Source organism: Neobacillus sp. GCM10023253 (assembly GCF_042653105.1).
GTDB classification, from domain to species: Bacteria; Bacillota; Bacilli; order Bacillales; family Cytobacillaceae; genus Neobacillus; species Neobacillus citreus.
The window spans coordinates 744021-763930 of record NZ_JBHSHV010000003.1 but is presented as its reverse complement, the minus strand read 5'-3'; the positions used below and the strand labels follow the sequence as shown (position 1 = coordinate 763930).

Below are 19910 nucleotides of genomic sequence, written 5' to 3'. Positions count from 1 at the left end.
TGTATTATTTAACATGAAGCTTTCTCAGCTCCATAAATGCCTGCTCTCTTTTTAAATTATAGGACTGCCATGATCTATCCTTTGTTAGGGCCTCCTTCTGCCTGACTTCTAAAATTTGCGTCAAACCTTCAATATTCTTATCTTTTTCGTAAAGGTCGATTAACCCCAGAACGCCAGTATAGGACAGGCTGTCAAAGTGGTGAACATCAATTTTCCCTGCTAATTCATAGCGGTCGAGGTTCTTACTTACGACAATTTGATTAGGATCGATGACAGTCATGACTGTGTAATAAAGCAAGGATGAAATAAAGAAAAAATGAAATAACGACAGCCGCTCTATCCAAACTTTCACCAATGTATAGGTAAAAATAAACACTAAAAATATCATAAACGAGTGTGCCATGACTCTTATAAAGGTAAACCCATAAGCAGCTTCATACATACTTAACCTGATAAAAGCCGAGCATAGCATCACAGCACTTGAAAACACCAAAAGTGTCAGCAGGATTTGCGTAAATCTTTTTATAAAATGAGATGTCAAGCCCACGAAAGTCAACACAACCACAATGATCGATAAATTAATGATGGTGACGAATAACAGTTCAAAAAAGCCCTTCCTAGCGTACTCCGCATAGGTATAATCACCCTGAAGGGTTCCACTGAAGAAATATTTAAACTGAACTACGGTAAATAATAGATAAACGATATTTATTAAACAAAGAACCGTTATGGTGATAATCGCATCCACTTTCAATCCCTGTTGGAACTCAGGCTGCTTGATCACCTCAATTTGCTTTTTAATCAAGATTTGCATAAACCCAAAGAATGCTGCCGTAAAAATAAGAATGACAATTAACCTTATTATGCCTTCCGCATCTAATACCTCGAACCAATTCGGAATTCCTCCCATAATCCGTTCAAACTGAGTATCCGCCGACATAAGAAGACTTAAAACCACAAATAGGACTGGGATTGAGATCAGGATACCGATGAAAACCTTTTTCCAGATGATAAATTTATCTTCATCCACTCCTCGTTTTACACCGCTTCCGATCAACTTAGTCATTGCCGCATTATACTTGATTGCATCTAACAGTCTAAAAAACAAATAAGGTATAAACCAGATTTTATTCCACTGCATACTTTTCGGACTTGTTACAATGACTATATGAAAAACAACTAGCGCAGGTATCACTAAAATGTTTAATACATTAAAAAATTTATTATCATTTAAAAAGTAGCTTGCGGCCAGAAGCCAGATGCAGCATAGAACCAGGCAACCGAATCGTTGGTGGGTAAACGTAAAGCGTCGGTACCGCCAAAAAAAGACCGCATAAAAAGCCATCAGAAACACCAAATATGAAATCCCTACTTGCCCACGAAAAAATGATTCTTCAGCTAAAATCCCTAGCAACAAGCACAAACCTAAAAACAGCCAATCCGTTTTTTCCATTTTGCTTTCCATATTCATCCCTCATTTACATTGTTTTTCTATATACATCGTATTACTAGGTAATATCGCAAAAAAAACTGCTTATATCGACGCTTTCCTCCCCCAGCGATAGCCAAGCATACTTATTGGGTACAGAAATATCGTAAAAATGATACAAGCAATAATAAATGTTTTCGTTAACAAAGGAGCAAACCATGAATGTGGGATGATTTCGAAAACAGTTAACATCATTAAAATTAAGTTAGGTATGAGCGATAAAAGAAATGTTTTTCTAAGCAGCTTTCGGCCGCCATGTCCAAAGCCTTTGCCGATTTCATAACCCAATAACGCCCAAAAAAACATATACAAGAAGGCAATTAAAGTGGGAATGGATGTTAGATGATTCCAAATTGATGTCAGCCACGACCATTGGTACAAATTATGTATAAGCGTAAGAAAACTGCCTCCTGCAAAAAAAATAATATTGAGGAGAATGAACAGCCATTTCATATTGCTAGGAGTAACGGAAAGTTCTTCCTTCCATGCGGCAGCTATTTCTTCCGGACTGCCGAGCCTTGCGAATAAAAGGTCCTCAAGCTTCCCATGAGCGGTATCTTCAAAGGATTCCAAGATGATTTCATCAATATGGGTCTCGTATTCGCGAAGAATATTTTCTTTATCTTTGTGAGTACCGAGTTCTTGGGACAGTTTATTAAGAAACTTATTCTTCAGCTGTTCCATGCTTCGATCTCCCAATAACTTTATTCATTACTTTTACAAAGTCCTGCCATTCTTGTGTTTTTTCTGCGAGCACTTCTTTTCCAGCGTCAGTGATGCAATAATACTTACGGGCCGGTCCCTTCTCCTGCTCCTGCCAATAGCATTCAATGTATTCCTGCTTTTCAAGCTTATGGAGCGCGGGATATAATGTCCCTTCCTTTACACTTAAACCATTTTCACTGCGCTGCTCTAATTCCTTTACCAGCTCGTAGCCATACATGTCACGCTCGTTTAATAATTGTAATAAGATTAACGATGTGCTTCCCTTTACCAGTTCGCGGTTAAACATTTTTTCACCTGCCTAGATTTATTAGGTATATAGAAATTCTACAAGACAATTTTTTCCTTGTAAAGGGTTTTTACATAAAAAGTGACGATTTTTAAAAAAATCGCCACCCCCTTAAGTCTTTTTATTTCATTTTGAAATCATCCTGCTGCCGCTCAATATACTCATCACGTTCGCCGCCATCAGACAATTCCTCGGAAAATCCATAACCCGTGTCACTCTGCACCAAGTTGCTTGTCCTGATTGTTTTTGGATGTAAATTGTTATTAGGTGCAGCCTGCTCATTCCACTTTCCCATCGATATCACCTCATTTTTATTATTTGGTGATTTTAAAAGATTATCCACGAAAAAAACGCTTGGATGCCCAAGCGTTTTTGAAAATTAAATAACCATTTTTTTATCATTTTGAAGTTGTAATTCTTGCTCTTCTGTCCCGTCCTGCTCGCGGATCTTTTTAATTTTAAAATGATAAATCAAGTAGCAGGCGATAACAAATGGAACACCAAGATACAATGCCAAGCGCTGCTCTGAGTCAAATGCCAAGCTGGACAATACCACAATGTTTAAGGTTAATCCAATAATTGGCAGGAATGGAAATAGTGGTGTTTTAAATTTCAAATCCTCCACTTTACCTCCCTCACGGATAAATTTACGACGGAAGGCAATTTGTGAAGCAGTGATGGAAATCCAGCCCACCTGTGCTCCTAATCCAGCTACTGACAAAAGCCAAACAAAGACAGTTTTTTCAGCAAAAAAGCCTGATAATAAAGATAGGAGTGCAATCCCAAGTGTTAACAGAAGCGCATTAAATGGAACACCATTCTTGGTTACTTTTGTTAAAGCAGGGCTGGCCATCTTTTCCTTGGACATTGCATACAACATCCGGGTTGCAGCGTAAAGACCTGAGTTTGCTACAGAAAGTAAAGCTGTTAGGATTACAAAGTTCATAATATCAGCAGCATATGGAATACCGATGCTGTCAAATACCACAACAAACGGACTTTCCACGACACCTGCTTTTTCCATTGGAATTAAACCGGCCACGACAAAGATTGCTAACACGAAGAAGAATAGAGTACGCCAAACTGTTTGTTTAATCGATTTTGGAATGGTTTTCTCCGGCTCTTCACTTTCTCCGGCAGCAATCCCGATTAATTCGGTTCCCTGGAACGAAAAGTTAACTGCAATCATGGTAATGATTAAAGCAGTAAAGCCGTGCGGCATGATACCGTGAGCTGTAAAGTTCGATAAGAATGGGGCAGCATGTCCGCCTTTCATATGAATCAGGCCAAACATGGCAGCGCCGCCTAGTGCGATAAACATGATAATAGCTAAAATTTTTATACTTGAGAACCAAAATTCTGCTTCACCAAAAGCTTTAGCAGATAAAGCATTTAGAGCAAATAATACGATGGCAAAAATTGCACTCCATACCCAAACATCTACATGCGGAAACCAACGCTGCATCAGCTGTCCTGCTGATAGTAGTTCGAGAGCAACAGTAACAGCCCAGCCTAACCAATATAACCAACCAAGAGCAAATCCTGTCCCAGGTCCAATAAATTTAGTAGTATAAGTTTGGAACGATCCCGATACTGGCATGGCGACAGATAATTCACCAAGACAAAGCATGGTTAAAAACATTATGAAACCGCCAACGATATACGAAAGAATTGCTCCTGTCGGCCCTGCCTGGCTGATCGTATAACCAGATCCTAAGAACAAACCTGAACCGATGACTCCGCCCAGCGAAATCATGAACAGATGGCGGGACTTCATCGTTCTTTGCAGTTCATGGGTTTGATTGTTTTCAGGTAATTGCATGAAATTTCCCCTCTTTCCCATTGAAGTATACGCTTTCAAATTAATGGTGATTGTAAAAATAGGAGAAAATGTGACTGGCTAGCTGCCTTCACTTTTCTGTCACACAAGAAAGAATAAGTGAATTTAAAATTTTGTACAACCGGCAAATCTTTCTAAAATTATCACTATTTTTACGTTATATTTATTTGCAATTTTCATGCCAAAATAAAAAGCTTAAATTTTGAACATTTTTCGAAATTATAGGGCAAAAATTTTTGGCATAATATTAAATATTTTGCGCTCCATATGCAAAAATACTCTTCCCAGCAAAATGGGAAGAGTATTAAATGGATGTAAAATGAACTATTTTTATTAATCGCAGCCGGTAATTTGTAAATCATCTTGGATGATTCCTAACTTGGTTTGCGGATCGACCTTTTGTCCCTTCTTTACATAAATGGATCTTACATAGCCGCTTATACCGAACGAAATCTCTACAATGGCACCGTTCTCTGCTCTTACTAGAAATAGTTTCTCCCATTCATACACGTGGCTGTTTTCTTTTGTGACAACTTTTTCAACAGTGCCAGAACAAGGACTATAAATAGTTTCATCCTTAAAAATCAATTTTGTTCTCTCCTTATCTAAGATTTCGTCCGATTTTGAAAGCTTCTTACACCCAGCCGCGGAATTGTGCTGCTTCCGCCATTTTTCTAATACCTGTCATGTAGGCGGCCAAACGCATGTCAACTTGATATTCATGCGCTGTCCGATAGATTTTTTCGAAAGAGTCAACCATTACTTTTTTAAGTTTCTCGGCTACTTCCTCTTCAGTCCAATAATAGCCTTGATTATTTTGCACCCATTCAAAATAGGAAACTGTTACACCGCCTGCACTTGCCAAAATATCAGGGACAAGCAGGACTCCGCGTTCAGTCAGAATATTCGTTGCTTCAAGAGTTGTCGGACCATTGGCAGCCTCCACTACGATTGCTGCTTTAATATTGGCTGCGTTTTCCGCAGTGATTTGATTTGAAATGGCAGCAGGAACAAGGATGTCACACTCTAATTCAAGCAGTTCTTTATTGGTAATTGTCTCCTTAAAGAGCTGTGAGAACGTACCAAAACTATCCCTTCTATCAAGCAAGTAGTCAATGTCAAGACCATTTGGGTCATGGACTCCACCATAAACATCGGAAACAGCAATAACCTTTGCACCGGCATCATGCATGAATTTAGCTAAATAGCTGCCCGCGTTTCCGAAACCTTGGATGACTACCCGAGCACCTTGCAGTTCAATACCTTTTTTCTTGACCGCTTCTTCGATGCAAATGGTTACGCCGCGTGCCGTTGCTGTTTCGCGTCCTTGGGAACCGCCCAATACGATTGGTTTACCGGTAATAAATCCTGGTGAGTCGAACTCGCGAAGACGGCTGTATTCATCCATCATCCACGCCATAATTTGGGAGTTCGTATAAACATCTGGCGCCGGAATGTCTTTTGTCGGACCAACAATCTGACTAATCGCACGAACATAGCCGCGGCTCAATCTTTCAAGCTCTCTAAAAGACATCTTCCGCGGGTCGCAGATGATGCCGCCTTTACCGCCGCCATAAGGAAGATTGGTGATCCCGCACTTTAAGCTCATCCAGATGGACAATGCTTTTACTTCTTCTTCATTCACTTCCGGATGGAAGCGAACGCCGCCCTTTGTTGGACCAACCGCATCATTATGCTGGGAGCGGTAACCGGTAAACACTTTAACAGAACCGTCATCCATTCTGACTGGAATACGGACTGTCAACATTCTTAATGGTTCTTTTAATAAGTCAAACATCTCGTTTTGGTAACCCAATTTTGCCAAAGCCTTTTGTATTACTGTTTGTGTAGAGTAAAACAAATTTAATGACTCCTGCTCCTTTTGCTGCTCTTTTTTCATTTCATTTACCACTGCATTAACAGACATGGAAGACACCTCGTCAAATTTTTAAAATATTAATATTAATTAACCTAAAATCTTTTGAATTTTTGCAACTGCCCAATCAATTTCTTCTTTGGAAATGATCAGCGGCGGTGCAAAACGAATAACTGTATCATGCGTTTCTTTACATAACAAGCCTTCTTCTTTCAACTGTTCACAATATGGTCTTGCTTCCTCTGTTAGTTCCACCCCGATAAACAATCCTTTACCGCGGACTTCCTTGATCATCGGATTGCTGATTGTCTTCAATTGGTCTAGGAAATATTTTCCTAATTCAAGTGAACGTTCAGGCAGTTTTTCCTCTTCGATGACATCAAGTGCTGCAAGGGACACGGCACAAGCAAGCGGATTCCCGCCAAAAGTGGAACCGTGCGATCCTGGATTAAATACACCTAAAACATCCGAATTGGCAACCACGCAGGAAATTGGGAATACCCCGCCGCCTAATGCCTTACCTAAAATAAGCATATCTGGTTCAACTTCTTCCCAATCGCAGGCAAACATTTTACCAGTACGGGCTAAGCCAACTTGAATTTCATCAGCAATAAATAAGACATTGTTTTCTTTACATAGTTCAGAAGCAGCCTTTAAAAATCCGTCAGGAGGTAAAATGATTCCTGCCTCACCTTGAATCGGTTCCATTAAGAATGCTGCAGTATTTGGAGTAATAGCTGCCTTTAACGCCTCAAGGTCACCGTAAGGAATTAATTTAATGCCAGGAAGCATCGGGCCAAAACCGCGCTTATATTCTGGGTCGGAAGATAAGGAAACCGCACCCATGGTCCGGCCATGGAAATTGCCTGTGCATGCAATGATTTCTGCCTGATTTTCTGCAATGCCTTTCACATCATAACCCCAGCGGCGTGCAGCTTTTAACGCTGTTTCAACTGCTTCTGCACCAGTGTTCATTGGAAGCGCCATGTTCTTGTTGGTCAGTTTGCAGATTCTTTCATACCAAGGGCCGAGCTGGTCGTTATGGAATGCGCGTGATGTTAGAGTTACGCGGTCTGCCTGGTCTTTCAAAGCTTGAATGATTTTTGGATGACGATGGCCCTGGTTTACTGCGGAATACGCACTAAGCATATCCATGTAGCGTGTTCCTTCAGGATTTTCCACCCAAACCCCTTCTGCCTTGGAAATGACGATTGGCAGCGGATGATAGTTATTGGCTCCAAATTTATGTGTTTTTTCAATAATTTCAGTAGATTTAGTTGATGTCATAGTCATTTTATGTCCTCCCTTTATAGTTGCAAGAGAGCTTGTGAGCCCCCTTGCTATCCTCTTAAAATTACAGCGTTTCTGAAGTCGTTTTTGCTTGCATATGAAGAATTAAATAATCAGGGCCGCCTGCCTTGGAGTCCGTTCCTGACATATTAAATCCGCCAAATGGCTGATAGCCAACAATGGCACCTGTACAGCCCCGGTTGAAATAGAGATTACCTACATGGAATTCGCGGCGCGCTCTTTCAATATGCTCGCGATTATTGGAAACCAATGCACCAGTTAAGCCATAATCGGTGTTATTGGCAATCTGCATCATATGGTCAAAATCACGTGCTTTAGCGATAGCCAATACCGGCCCAAAAATTTCCTCAAGCATAATGCGGGCATTCTCATCAACATCCGCAAAAATGGTCGGCTGAATGAAGTAGCCCTTAGAATCGTCCCCTTCACCGCCGGTCATAAGTCTGCCTTCTTGTTTGCCAATTTCAATATAGCTCATGATTTTTTTGAAGGATCTTTCATCAATGACAGGTCCCATATAAGTATCGGCTGATTCAGGGCTTCCAAGCGTTAAAGTCTTGGTAAGGGCAACCACTTTTTCAAGAACTTCATCATAAACATCTTGGTGAATAACAGCACGTGATCCTGCGGAACATTTTTGACCAGAGAATCCGAAAGCTGAGTAAACGATAGAAGACACGGCTAAATCTAAATCTGCATCTTTATCGACAACAACTGTATCTTTACCGCCCATTTCGGCTATTACACGCTTCAGCCAAATTTGGCCTGGGTTAACTTTAGCTGCGCGTTCGTAAATGCGGCAGCCCACTTCTCGGGAACCTGTGAAGGATACGAAACGTGTTTTTGGATGGTCAACAAGATAATCCCCAATTTCAGCCCCGCTGCCTGGAACATAGTTCAATACCCCATTAGGAAGTCCAGCTTCATGCATCAGCTCTACAAATTTTGCAGCAATGATTGGCGTTGAATTTGCCGGCTTTAAAAGCACAGTGTTTCCTGCAACAATCGCAGCTACTGTAGTTCCGGCCATGATCGCCAATGGGAAGTTAAATGGTGAAATGATAATCCCCACTCCAAGCGGAATATAACCGAACTGATTAAATTCACCGGGACGGCTGTTTACTTGAACACCGTCTATGATTTTCAGCATTTGACGGCCATAGAATTCTAAAAAGTCAATCGCTTCTGCAGTATCAGCATCTGCTTCCTTCCATGGCTTCCCTGCTTCCTTCACCATATAGCTGGAAAATTCATGCTTGCGGCGGCGCAGAATGGCTGCAGCGCGGAATATAATGTTGGCACGATGTTCAGGGGCCCAGTTTTTCCATGTTTCAAACGTAGTTAATGCTGTTTGCATAGCACTTTCAGCTAATTCTAGGTCAACCATCGATACGGTACCGATAACTTCTTCCTTATTTGCTGGATTGATAGACGCAATCTTTTTGTCAGTTGTAATTAGCTCTCCGCCAATGACGACTGGATAGTGCTTGCCAAGTTGTGATTGAACAAAGTCAAGTGCATCTTGAAATGCTTTTTTATTTTTTTCTTCAGAAAAATTCGTAAGTGGTTCGTGTGTATACGGTTGCATGTAATTAAGCCTCCTTTGTTTGTAACACACTTTTAATATGCAAGTTCCGTGCCAACTGTTTTTTTGCAGTTTAACAACGTTTCAATATAAAAAACACGCCAATTTTTTTTGCTATTTTGCATATATTTAAGAATTTACGCAAAATTATTTTGCATTACAGTCTGATTTTTGATTAAATTAGTGCATAAGGGATTTGCAAGGAGAGAAAACGTCATGGAAAATGCAAAAAGAACAATCCAACAGCTGCAATATATAAACAGTATGTACAAAAGGATATTGGACGAGGTCGACGTAGGTGTCCACGCCGTCGATAATACGGGGAAAACAATCGTTTACAATAAAAAAATGATGCAAATAGAGTCGATGGATATTCAGGAAGTAATCAATAAGAATTTGCTGGATGTCTTTAAATTTAAAGATAATCAATCTAGTACACTAGTAAAAGCTCTACAGGATGGGAAAGAAACCAGCAATGTCAAGCAAACCTATTTTAATAATAAGGGCCGCGAAATTACGACCATCAATAATACGATCCCGATTTATCAAAATGAAAATCTGCAAGGTGCAGTAGAAATTGCCAATGACGTGACGAAACTCGAACGCCTGATAAAAGGAAATACCAATAAAAGCGGCACCAGATATACGTTTGATAATATTATCGGGAATAGCCCTGCCCTTAAAGAAGTGATCGAGGCAGCGAAACGTGCGAGCCGGACTGCATCCTATGTATTAATCGTTGGGGAAACAGGTACAGGGAAAGAGCTTTTTGCACAGAGTATTCATAATGCCAGCACTCGGCTTGCCAGTCCATTTATTTCGCAAAACTGTGCTGCCTTGCCTGATAATTTAATCGAAAGCCTTCTTTTCGGAACGAAACGCGGAGCTTTTACGGGCTCTGTTGATTCACCGGGATTATTTGAACAGGCTGAGGGCGGCACACTGTTACTTGATGAAATTAACTCTTTAAATATGAATCTTCAGGCAAAGCTGCTTCGGGTTCTACAGGAACGAATGATCCGTAGAATCGGCGATACAAAGGATACACCTGTTGATGTCAGGGTGATCGCCAATATCAACGAGGATCCGATTGATGCCGTCGCCAATAACAATCTTCGAAAGGATTTATATTATCGGCTGGGGGTGGTAACAATTTTCATCCCGCCATTAAGAGAAAGAAAAGAAGATATTCCATTATTGGTGGAGCACTTTATCGAAAAATATAATGAACGTTTTCAAATGAATGTAAAAGGATTATCTGATGAGGTTAAGCAATCATTTTTTGAATATGATTGGCACGGTAACATCCGCGAGCTTGAACATATCATTGAAGCTGCGATGAACATCATGATGGATGAAGAAATCATCAAGTACTCCCATTTACCGTATCAATACCGCAATAAAATGCAATTGAAGGAAAGAATGCTGCCGCTTTCCACAGTTGATACCTATATTAATGAACAGGCAGATATTGCGATACCACTTAAGGAGCAACTGGAGCTATTTGAAAAATCCTACATCGAGCATGTGTTGAAAAAGAATAATAACAATATTTCAAAGAGTGCCAAATTGCTAGGACTAAGCCGGCAAAGCCTGCAATATCGGATAAAAAAACTAAATCTCAGCATTTAATATTCAAAAAAAAAAGCGGTAATGAACAGGATTACCGCTTTTTTGCATTCACAAACAGGGCTTGTTTTACATAAAAATATTATTATATAAAAGTATTTGCAGCAGCTGTTACCTTTTTAAAAATAAAAGCATAATTATTCCATTTTTACCCCATACTAAATAAAAACGTTGAGGTGAAAAAAATGGGACTACTCAGCTCATTCAATCAATGGAGAGAAACACGCTATCAAAATCATCTCTCCAATATGAAAGACCAAGGCAAATGTCCAGATTGTTTTGGCCGAGGCTACACCGTTTACCCTTACAATGAATTTGCATATTTTAATTCGTTTGAATGTCCGGGATGTCAAGGCAGCGGCCATTACACGGATTGGGAAAGCTATCAATAAACTAGTCCAAAATAGAAAGAGGCAGTCTCACATGGATTCTGATCCACTAGCCTTCGAGACTGCCTTCTTATTTACTTGATTGGAGGTAATGCAATGGCGGTTATTGTCCACCAGACATTCACGATAAAACAGGATAAATTTAAAGAAGGCATTGAAAATTTACGAGAAATAAAAAAATTTAGAATGGAAAATTATAACCATAAGGTTGAGATTCTAACGCCAATTTCCGGGAACGATCATACATATGCATTGCTCTCTACTTACGACGGGTTAGCGGAGATGGAATGGCAAAATAAGAAAATGTTTGATGATGAAGAATATCTGGAATTAATTGGACCATTTTTTCTTGAAAATATAGCAGAAGGCAGCATGTATACGCAGATTTATCGCACGCTTAAAGATAAAAGCAATGAGAAGAAAAATGACAAATAACAGTAGAAAGCGTGCAAAAATTCTTTGCACGCTATTTTCTATTAAAATCATATAGTTGTCGATGGCTGTTTTTCTTTCCAAATCTGTTCAAGTAAGATAGCCATAAAAGTCCCGACTAATAAACCATTTTTTCCCAGAATTTGAATCGCGTACGGAAGTCCATTTAAACCATCAGCAGGTAAAAACATTGTTCCAATCCCTAATAGGAGTGACACTCCAATAATGGCTATATTCCTATCGTTTAATGGGTGCTTTGTCAATGACCTGATACCAATTGCCAGCATATCGATTAGTGTTGCTAAAAGTGCAGCACTTGCAACAGATAATGGCAGCGATGCCAACAAACTCACTGAACCAGGAAAAAAGGAAAAAGCCATTAAAACCCCACATGCTGAAACGAATGGAAAAATCCTGTATTGTTTGGTTATCTTAACAAACCCTGCAGTTGCCGGAAGCGGTACAACGGCAATGGTTGAAAGTACAGCTGATAAAATATGAGAAAGTCCTCCAGCACATGTTCCTTTATAAAGCCTAACTTCTAATGATGTTTGTTGATTTGGAATTGTATCCATTGCAGCACTAATAGCAGCAAATGTGTTTGAAATAAGTAAAAAGGTAAATAGGATCGATGTAATCAAAATACCACTTGTCATATGTGGATATCCCCATGGAAATATCTCAGGAAGTTTAACCCATGATGTTGAATATGATATAGACTGTGAACTCTTACCGAAGATTAATAACAGCCCCCAACCGCATAATATACCTATTAAAATTGCGTAACTTTTCAGCCAGCCCTTTCCTTTTGTGGAAAGGAAGATGATAAGGAAAAATACTAGTATTGCTGCAAAGAAACTCAGTTTGTCAATTTGGCCTGTAAGAGGATTTAAGGAAACCATTCCTTTTATAAATACACCACTTAGCTGGATAGCCAAAATAAAAAGAAAACAACCAGTTACCAATGGAGAGAAGAGGAATAGCAAATGACGTACCCATTTCGACACGCCTAATAACAATAGCAGCATTCCTGCTAAAATTAATCCAGCCTCAAGAGTCTGTAATGTTTCTTTCATTGTTAATCCCTGCTCCGCGCCAACTCCTGCGAAAATAACAAAAATGCTTACCCAGGACCCAGCAGGTCCGTCTGCAATTGGAAATCGATGACCAAATTTCGCCTGAATAAAAGAGCTTAATCCGACAATAAAAAACGTTCTTTGCATAAGGTCCGAAATTGCTGCATCAGAAAGGTGAAATACATTTCCAATCACAATCGGAAGCGCAATCGAATTTGCGAGTAAATAGATAAACCATTGAATGGTACTAAAGAAGTTATTACTTTTACTCATTTGCAAAGCAGCTTACCTCCAAAAATTTTATTAAAATTCAAGGTCCCGTACCATCTAAAGAAAAGTGCCGGACAATCCATTAAAATATTCTTTATTACGTAACAACAAAATACTGGAAAGCTAATCAGTGTCCCGACATCTTGGCTATATGTTCATTTTAGACACATTGCACAAATCCGTCTTTGTACCATTAATCCAAAATATCAGTATTTTTGTTAGGCAACATACACAATGACTTTTTTTACATACTTTGATAAACTTGGCACGTTCTCAATACTTCATGATTGGACGTGCAAATTGATGAAGCAAACAGTTATATATAAGCAGAATGATTCCTTTGAACTAAAAGCAGATTACTATGGAACAAATCGAGAGCATGCACCTGTTGTGGTTTATATTCACGGCGGGGGATTAATTTGGGGAACAAGAAAAGAAATTAGTGACGATATGATCCGGTTATATACCGACAATGGGTTCGCGTTGTTTTCCATCGATTATCGCCTGGCTCCAGAAACGAAGCTGCCGGAAATTCTCGAAGACATTCAAGATGGAATCGATTGGATTATCACAAAAGGGGCCGAACAGTTCTCGATTAATCCCCAAAAAGTCGCTGTAGTTGGCAGTTCCGCTGGCGGGTTTTTAGCACTAAGTACCGGCACCTTTAAAAATAAACCAAGCGCAATTGTCTCCTTCTATGGATATGGTGACATTTTAGGTAAATGGGCAACTTCACCAAGCAAATATTATTGTCAAAAAGACATGGTTCCACAAAATGTAGCAAATACTCTTTTTTCAGATAAGACACTTACCGAAGCCTCTGTAGAAAAGCGGTTCCTTCTTTATGTACATGGCAGACAGCAAGGCACTTGGATTAATTTAATCACTGGCACGATGCAAGAAAGCAACAAAGAAGAACTCAAGAAATATTGTCCAATTCACAATGTTACCAAAGACTATCCCCCAACACTATTGCTGCACGGGACAAAAGACATGGATGTTCCATACGAGCAGTCTGTGTTTATGAGAGCATCCATCATCAAAGAATCTGTCGAAGCAAAGTTAATCACAGTATTAAATGGTGAGCATGTATTTGATCAAGAATTTCATGATCCTAAAGTTCAAAACGCCCTTCTACAAGTTGCTGATTTCCTGCATGCCCACCTAAACACGTAGAATAATGAAAAAAGCCCGGTGCTGAAATTTCACAGACCGGACTTTTTTCGCTTATTTATTACTTCTCGTTAAGCTTATGAAAATGCTCAAATAAGTTATCGCAATCATCTCTATTTTCTACTTTAACCATTTTTATAACGCTATCATCTTCACCTTTTAAATATTTGCGCAGGTGCATGTCGGAGAACCCATGCTTATCCGCATCTTCTTTTGTATTAACGTAATATACCTCTTTAATCCCCGCCCAAATCATGACAGCCACACACATTGGACATGGCTCACAAGTTGCATACATTACGCAATCTGATAAATCAAAAGTCCCTAATTTTTTACAAGCTTCTCTAACCGCAACCAATTCTGCATGTGCAGAAGGGTCAGTATCTCTCATCATCGTATTGCTTACTGCAGCAATAACTTCACCATCGCGTACAATTGTGGCACCAAATGGTCCGCCGATCTTATTGTTCATACCTTCAATCGTTGCATCAACAGCCATTTTAATGTATTTTTCCATAGCCAAATTCCTCCAAGCTTTGTTTATAACACTTTCACTTTTACTCTGTAACAGGTCCAATATTTTCTTTCTTATTTACATAAAGTTTATAAGCTAAAAATGCTGCAATTAGTAGATATCCCACAACGAAAGGCATTGCAATATCTTGTGCAAATCCAATAGTGCTTGTATGAATTGCACCAACAAAAGTTAATAGGGCTCCTAACACTGCAGCTATTATACCTCCAATAGGCGTGTTACGGATCGTAAATACCGCGATGCAACCCCAAATAACACTAGAAATCGGCGCGCCATTACCTAGAGCAACCAAGCCATCGTAGAATAGTCCAGCATTATGAAGGGCAAGTGAAGAAACTTGATTTTCAGCTGTCCCTACCGATGTACCAGCAGCCGAAAGTGCATTATTAACAGCTACAAGTGCCCAGTTGGCAACCCATGGGAAGAAACAGACAAAGATTGCCGGAGCTTCAAATTTCGGACTTTCTTTAACCACTTGATGTCCTGTTACGATTGCAATAAATACCAGCATCGGAACAATAGCAGCAATTGGGACTACAGCAAGCAACAGACCCATAAGACTGAAAATTGATATAAAGAAAATGGCTGCAGAGCTAGCAATAGAATAACCTAAACCTGCACCAACTTCTTTCCAGCCAGCATGACCTACATATACTGTTACTGGGAATGGGTTACCACAAAGGTTGCCTATTAAAGTACAAAAGCCGTTTGTAAGCATAACATCTCTAGTTTTGTACTCATCCCCTGAAACAGCAGCAGCTTCAACGTTTTCTAAATTAAAAATGTAGTTAGCCAATCCAAGTGGTACAGCAGTTAATAAATATGGCAAAGCAGCTTGAAAACTGTCGGCAAAACCAGTTAAATGCAACATAGGAGGGTTAAAGCCAAATGATTTCAGCGCTTCTGTTACATCAGCAGGATTTTGATATCCAGCTATCCAAGCAATTGCAGTTCCAACTACGATCAATAATAAACCCGTAGGTATTTTCTTAAATACTGGATGTTTACTTAACCAGTTCATGAAGATGATTATTAATGCAACAAATGCTACTACAGGCATTTCAAAAGATTGTAGCATTGGGTTCATGCCCAAGAATACAAATGCCAGACCTGCCAAGGCTGCCAACAAGACAGTTCTTGGAACGATCTTTCGAATAGTTTCACCAAGGAATGCTCCTAGGAATAAAATGCTTGACTCAACAAAACCCCAAAGGATAGCAACTGTTGTTGTGAAAACAGGGTCCTGTGTTTGATGATACAGAGGAAGCATAATCACAAAAACGATAAGAAAAATACCAGGTGAACTAGAGCCTGATGGTAGTGCGGTAACATCAGTTCTGCCAGTTTTCTTAGCTAATTTATAAGCAAAAAATGCAAATACAATACCAGATAGTAATACAGCAAATCCAAAGCCAGGAACAATCCGTTCAAAAACAAACTCTTTTGGCATCCCAACCACACCAATTAATAATGAGATCATAACCAAAAAGTCTGTCAAAACATTAACGAATAAACCGAAGGAAGCAGCAAAGTCTCCTTTTTTCCATAAAGAAATATTTCCCATGTGAAATTCTCCTTAAGACCGTCTTAGATGGTCATGAATTGTTTTTTTTAACAATATGGGTACCTGCTTTTTCTTGAATAGCATCCTTTAGACTCTCAGGGTTTGTGATGATGACCCTGGAACCTCCCTTTTCCAAGAAGTTTAAACTTGCTTCAATTTTGGGAAGCATGCTGCCTGGAGGGAAGTGACCTTCTGCAACATACTGTTTTGTTTCTTCAATTGAAATATTTTCGAGTGCCTGTTGATTTGGCTGGCCAAAATGAATGCAAACTTTGGAAACACCTGTTGTAATGATTAATGTATCCGCCTGAACTTGTTCTGCTAACAAACTTGTTGCAAAATCTTTATCAATAACCGCATCAATGCCTACATATGAACTTTTTTCTGTTTTAACAACAGGAATTCCGCCCCCGCCAACAGCAACGACAACAAATCCTGCCTCTATTAATGTTTTAATTGCATCTTTTTCAACTATATTTATTGGTTTCGGCGAAGCAACCACCCTTCTATAGCCGCGGCCGGAGTCTTCAATAAAGATCCAATCCGGATGTTCTCTCTTCATTTCTTCTGCTTGTTCAAGCGTAAAGAAGGAACCTACAGGCTTTGTAGGGTTTTTAAAATTAGGGTCATCAGGATTTACCTCTACCTGTGTAATAACAGTTGCTACTTTTTTGTTCATACCTCTTTTGGCAAATTCATTAATCAAAGCTTGTTGAATTTGATAACCTATTCCACCTTGAGTTTCAGCGCCGCAATTGACTAGGGGTACTTCTGGCATTCCGGCAACTTCATTCGCAATTTCCGATCTTCTAAGACCGAACCCTACCTGTGGTCCGTTACCATGTGTAACAACCACGTTTAAGCCCTCAGCAACCATATCAGCGATATTTACCGCCGTTTCGCAAACAGCCTCATATTGATCTTGAACAGAATCACGTCCATTTTCCCGGACTAAAGAATTCCCCCCGATTGCTACAATAACTAATTTTTTCACTGCTTCTTCTCCTATCTAACTTCTTGTTTTATTTAATAATTCAATAGATTGCTCTTTATGAAGATGATATAAAGAGTTCGACGGGTCATGTTTAATAGCATTCTCAATTGCTTCAATCGCTTCCTCATGTCTCCCTAAAGATCTTAGACTGTTAGCCTTGTGGAAGGAGAAATCATAGCGATGCGTCTGCATTGCAAGCAGCTTATCCATTTCCCGTACTGCTTCCTCATGTCTGCCCAATTCTCTTAAATAATTGGATTTATGATAACGATAAAATGTTTCGTCAGGGTTTAATTCACAAGCCTTATCATATTCTGTAAGCGCTTCCCTAGACTTGTTCATTAATCTCAAGCAGTTTGCTGTATAGAAGTAAAAATCTAGATCATTGGGATTAATAGCTAAAGCTTTGTTGTACTCTTCCAGCGCTTCTTCGTACCGCCTTAGTTCTTGCAGGTTATATCCTTTGTAGAAATAGTAATCAAGATTGTTCTGGTCCTCTGAAAGAGCTTGATTGATTACTAGGATAGCTTCTTCAATTCTATTTTCTTTATATAGCTTTTTGGCTGTTTGAATTGTTTGGTTATTTTCCTGATATTCTTTTTTAAGAATTTTAACTACTTTTTCCTGATTTAATTCTACTGCATGATGAAGAGATGATTTTCCATCTCGATCCTGCAAATTCACATCAGCTCCAGCTTCTACAAGAACTTCTGTAATATTCGAGTATAAACGGCCCCCATTGCCCAAAATGACCGCTTCGAGAAGTGCTGACCAGCCTAAATTATTCACATGATTGACAGGAACCCCTGCATCAAGGCAAACTTGTACTGTTTTTAAATAGCCTTTCTCACTAGAGGGCAAAAGGGCTGTACCGCCAAAACGATTGACACTGTTTAGGTCTGCACCATATTGCAGCATCTTAGCTAAGATTTTATGAAAACCATTTGCACCAGAACAAATGAAAGGTGTTAGCTGTGTAATATCTCTGGTATTGACGTCACTGCCTGCTTCTAACAACAGTTTTACTGTATCAAATTGATTTCTTTGAGTCGCAGCCATTAATGCTGTCCGGCCGTTTTCATCTTTAAAATCTACACTTGCTCCCTCTTCGAGCAATCTTTGAACAGAATTGACATCTCCCCGTTCACTTGCAAAGATCAATTCCAAATTTAAAGACTTATTGTCCATCAACAATCGCTCCTGTTCTTATATCCTGTTACACAGTTTCCAATGGAGCTTTCGGGGGAAGGTTTCCCAAACCAAGGATTAAGGCTTGGGATATCCCCCTCCCCAAAAAGCATATTTGATTAATGAATATTTTCGCTTAAAGTCAACATTGCCTTTTCGAAAGCTTCTACCGGCGGATAAGTGATACCCGCGCCAATCATTCCGATTCCAGCTTCTTTATGGGCAATGGCAGTATTAATGACTGGCATTATTCCTGTTTGGACAACTTTTCTAACATCAATTCCAGTTGGAAGACCCATAAAATCAAGCAATGGGATTGTTACATTCGGATTCTGAGTTGTTGTGATTTCCTTCATTTTTGTAGAAAAGCCGATTGCTTCTTCAACTGTGCCGCCTACTAATGCAACAATCGCAGGAGCAGTAGCCATTGCAAAGCCGCCGAAACCATATGTTTCAGTTATCGCACTGTCACCGATATCAAGTCCTGAGTCTTCCGGCTTGTAGCCAGCGAACATTGGGCCGATAACTTTTTGTGCAGGACCAGTGAACCATGTATTACCAGGCATGCCGCTGACACGGATTCCGAATTCCACACCATTACGGGCCATAGTGGTTACGATTGTACTATTTTCAATACCGTGTGCGGAATCAAGAGCACATTTCGCCATTGCCATCCATGTTGGACCTGAGAAATAATCACTGCTGGCTACGAAATCAAATACTTCTTTTTTCTGAGCGATTGTATAATCAGTTTGTAAAATATAAGGTGTTAAGGCTTGGATTAAGAGAGTTGTTCCAGCAACATTGCGGTTGTGGCACTCATCACCCATGTGAAGTGCTTGAGCTAGCATTAAACGCAAGTCAATGCCATCCGGATTAAGTTTCATTGCATCTCTTAAAATAGGTCCAAAAACATCGCGCATCCATACTAATCGGTCGATTACGCTTTGGTCATTGGCACCCATACGAAGAATTTTCGCTAACTGTTCACTTAAGTTTGTATAGGCAATATTGCCATATGTTTTGTTCTCAACAATATGCATGAACATTGATGCAGAAGTCACACCTGCCATAGAACCAACACAATTGTGTTCATGACATGGCGAGAAGGTAATTTCACCAGATGCTGCAAGTTCAGCGGCCTCGTCAATATCCTTTGCAAGGCCTTCGAATACTAGCGCACCGGTGACAGCACCCTTCATTGGGCCATTCATTTTATCCCAAGTGATTGGCGGGCCGGCATGAAGAATGGTTTTCTTTGTCATACCTGGCACACAGTTAATCGCTTGGTCATAACCGATTAGAACCGGATGAGATTTAATAATTCTTTCCACCGCCAACTTATTTGCTTCTTCAATTTTTTGCAAAATGGCAGGGTTTTCAAACTTATCAAGCGCTGCAATTAACGCAGGATTTCCTCTTCCTGGTGGTGTCCATTCTAAATGAATGACTTCTGCACCTTGTTTTGCTAAATCCTCTTTGAAAGATTCAATGCCTACGTTAATAACATTTGGTTTACCTTTAAAAAGTTCGTTAATTTTACTCAT

Annotated in this window: 19 protein-coding genes; 4 read left to right on the top strand and 15 right to left on the bottom strand. The window is 39.7% G+C overall.

Annotated features, from left to right (window positions below; translation table 11 throughout):
• Positions 1 to 4: 4 nt before the first annotated feature.
• The 9 genes from ACFPA1_RS04070 to pruA form a co-directional block, all read right to left on the bottom strand.
• Complete coding sequence (locus ACFPA1_RS04070; RefSeq protein WP_378581400.1) at positions 5 to 1465, bottom strand: DUF4153 domain-containing protein; 1461 nt, start codon at positions 1463 to 1465, stop codon at positions 5 to 7.
• Positions 1466 to 1534: 69 nt separating this feature from the next.
• Positions 1535 to 2173: an HAAS signaling domain-containing protein gene (locus ACFPA1_RS04065; RefSeq protein ID WP_378581398.1), complete on the bottom strand. Its 639-nt coding sequence runs from the start codon at positions 2171 to 2173 to the stop codon at positions 1535 to 1537.
• A complete protein-coding gene (locus ACFPA1_RS04060; protein WP_213140481.1) occupies positions 2154 to 2501 on the bottom strand; it encodes a PadR family transcriptional regulator in 348 nt (115 codons plus the stop codon). Before ACFPA1_RS04060 ends, ACFPA1_RS04065 begins: the two co-directional genes overlap by 20 nt.
• Positions 2502 to 2622: 121 nt before the next feature.
• Positions 2623 to 2796 carry a hypothetical protein gene (locus ACFPA1_RS04055; RefSeq protein ID WP_378581396.1) on the bottom strand — a complete coding sequence of 58 codons (174 nt, stop codon included), beginning with the start codon at positions 2794 to 2796 and terminating at the stop codon, positions 2623 to 2625.
• An 84-nt stretch (positions 2797 to 2880) separates the two neighbouring features.
• On the bottom strand, positions 2881 to 4323 hold the full coding sequence (locus ACFPA1_RS04050; RefSeq protein ID WP_378581395.1) for an amino acid permease: 1443 nt from the start codon (positions 4321 to 4323) through the stop codon (positions 2881 to 2883).
• A gap of 351 nt (positions 4324 to 4674) precedes the next feature.
• Entirely contained in the window at positions 4675 to 4929 is a 255-nt protein-coding gene (locus tag ACFPA1_RS04045) for a hypothetical protein (RefSeq protein WP_378581394.1), read from the bottom strand.
• A 46-nt stretch (positions 4930 to 4975) separates the two neighbouring features.
• On the bottom strand, positions 4976 to 6241 hold the full coding sequence (locus ACFPA1_RS04040) for a Glu/Leu/Phe/Val family dehydrogenase (RefSeq protein WP_213141276.1): 1266 nt from the start codon (positions 6239 to 6241) through the stop codon (positions 4976 to 4978).
• 66 nt (positions 6242 to 6307) lie between these two features.
• Entirely contained in the window at positions 6308 to 7504 is a 1197-nt protein-coding gene (locus tag ACFPA1_RS04035; RefSeq protein ID WP_213141277.1) for an ornithine--oxo-acid transaminase, read from the bottom strand.
• Between the two features lie 67 nt (positions 7505 to 7571).
• Complete coding sequence (gene pruA, locus ACFPA1_RS04030; RefSeq protein ID WP_378581393.1) at positions 7572 to 9116, bottom strand: L-glutamate gamma-semialdehyde dehydrogenase; 1545 nt, start codon at positions 9114 to 9116, stop codon at positions 7572 to 7574.
• Between the two features lie 213 nt (positions 9117 to 9329).
• Between pruA and ACFPA1_RS04025 the strand changes: the two genes are divergently transcribed.
• The 3 genes from ACFPA1_RS04025 to ACFPA1_RS04015 all read left to right on the top strand — a co-directional run bounded on the left by ACFPA1_RS04025 (position 9330) and on the right by ACFPA1_RS04015 (position 11566).
• Entirely contained in the window at positions 9330 to 10745 is a 1416-nt protein-coding gene (locus ACFPA1_RS04025) for a sigma-54 interaction domain-containing protein (protein ID WP_378581392.1), read from the top strand.
• 182 nt (positions 10746 to 10927) lie between these two features.
• Positions 10928 to 11134, top strand: a complete 207-nt coding sequence (locus ACFPA1_RS04020; RefSeq protein ID WP_241113643.1) for a methionine aminopeptidase — start codon at positions 10928 to 10930, stop codon at positions 11132 to 11134.
• A gap of 93 nt (positions 11135 to 11227) precedes the next feature.
• Positions 11228 to 11566, top strand: coding sequence for a hypothetical protein (locus ACFPA1_RS04015; RefSeq protein ID WP_213140487.1), 339 nt, complete (start codon positions 11228 to 11230; stop codon positions 11564 to 11566).
• Between the two features lie 47 nt (positions 11567 to 11613).
• Here the strand turns inward: ACFPA1_RS04015 and ACFPA1_RS04010 are convergent, their stop codons facing one another.
• Positions 11614 to 12912 (bottom strand): purine/pyrimidine permease, encoded by a 1299-nt coding sequence (locus ACFPA1_RS04010; RefSeq protein WP_378581855.1) that lies wholly within the window; start codon positions 12910 to 12912, stop codon positions 11614 to 11616.
• Between the two features lie 300 nt (positions 12913 to 13212).
• Here ACFPA1_RS04010 and ACFPA1_RS04005 point away from each other — a divergent pair, with 300 nt between their 5' ends.
• On the top strand, positions 13213 to 14085 hold the full coding sequence (locus ACFPA1_RS04005; RefSeq protein ID WP_378581391.1) for an alpha/beta hydrolase: 873 nt from the start codon (positions 13213 to 13215) through the stop codon (positions 14083 to 14085).
• Positions 14086 to 14143: 58 nt separating this feature from the next.
• Here ACFPA1_RS04005 and ACFPA1_RS04000 read toward each other — a convergent pair whose 3' ends face one another.
• The 5 genes from ACFPA1_RS04000 to ACFPA1_RS03980 all read right to left on the bottom strand — a co-directional run bounded on the left by ACFPA1_RS04000 (position 14144) and on the right by ACFPA1_RS03980 (position 19910).
• Positions 14144 to 14599, bottom strand: coding sequence for a nucleoside deaminase (locus tag ACFPA1_RS04000; protein ID WP_378581390.1), 456 nt, complete (start codon positions 14597 to 14599; stop codon positions 14144 to 14146).
• 40 nt (positions 14600 to 14639) lie between these two features.
• Positions 14640 to 16181, bottom strand: a complete 1542-nt coding sequence (locus tag ACFPA1_RS03995; RefSeq protein ID WP_378581389.1) for a xanthine permease — start codon at positions 16179 to 16181, stop codon at positions 14640 to 14642.
• Positions 16182 to 16212: 31 nt separating this feature from the next.
• Positions 16213 to 17175 carry a carbamate kinase gene (gene arcC, locus ACFPA1_RS03990; RefSeq protein ID WP_213140491.1) on the bottom strand — a complete coding sequence of 321 codons (963 nt, stop codon included), beginning with the start codon at positions 17173 to 17175 and terminating at the stop codon, positions 16213 to 16215.
• A 15-nt stretch (positions 17176 to 17190) separates the two neighbouring features.
• On the bottom strand, positions 17191 to 18363 hold the full coding sequence (locus ACFPA1_RS03985; protein WP_378581388.1) for an ankyrin repeat domain-containing protein: 1173 nt from the start codon (positions 18361 to 18363) through the stop codon (positions 17191 to 17193).
• A gap of 119 nt (positions 18364 to 18482) precedes the next feature.
• Positions 18483 to 19910, bottom strand: coding sequence for a DUF1116 domain-containing protein (locus ACFPA1_RS03980; protein WP_213140493.1), 1428 nt, complete (start codon positions 19908 to 19910; stop codon positions 18483 to 18485).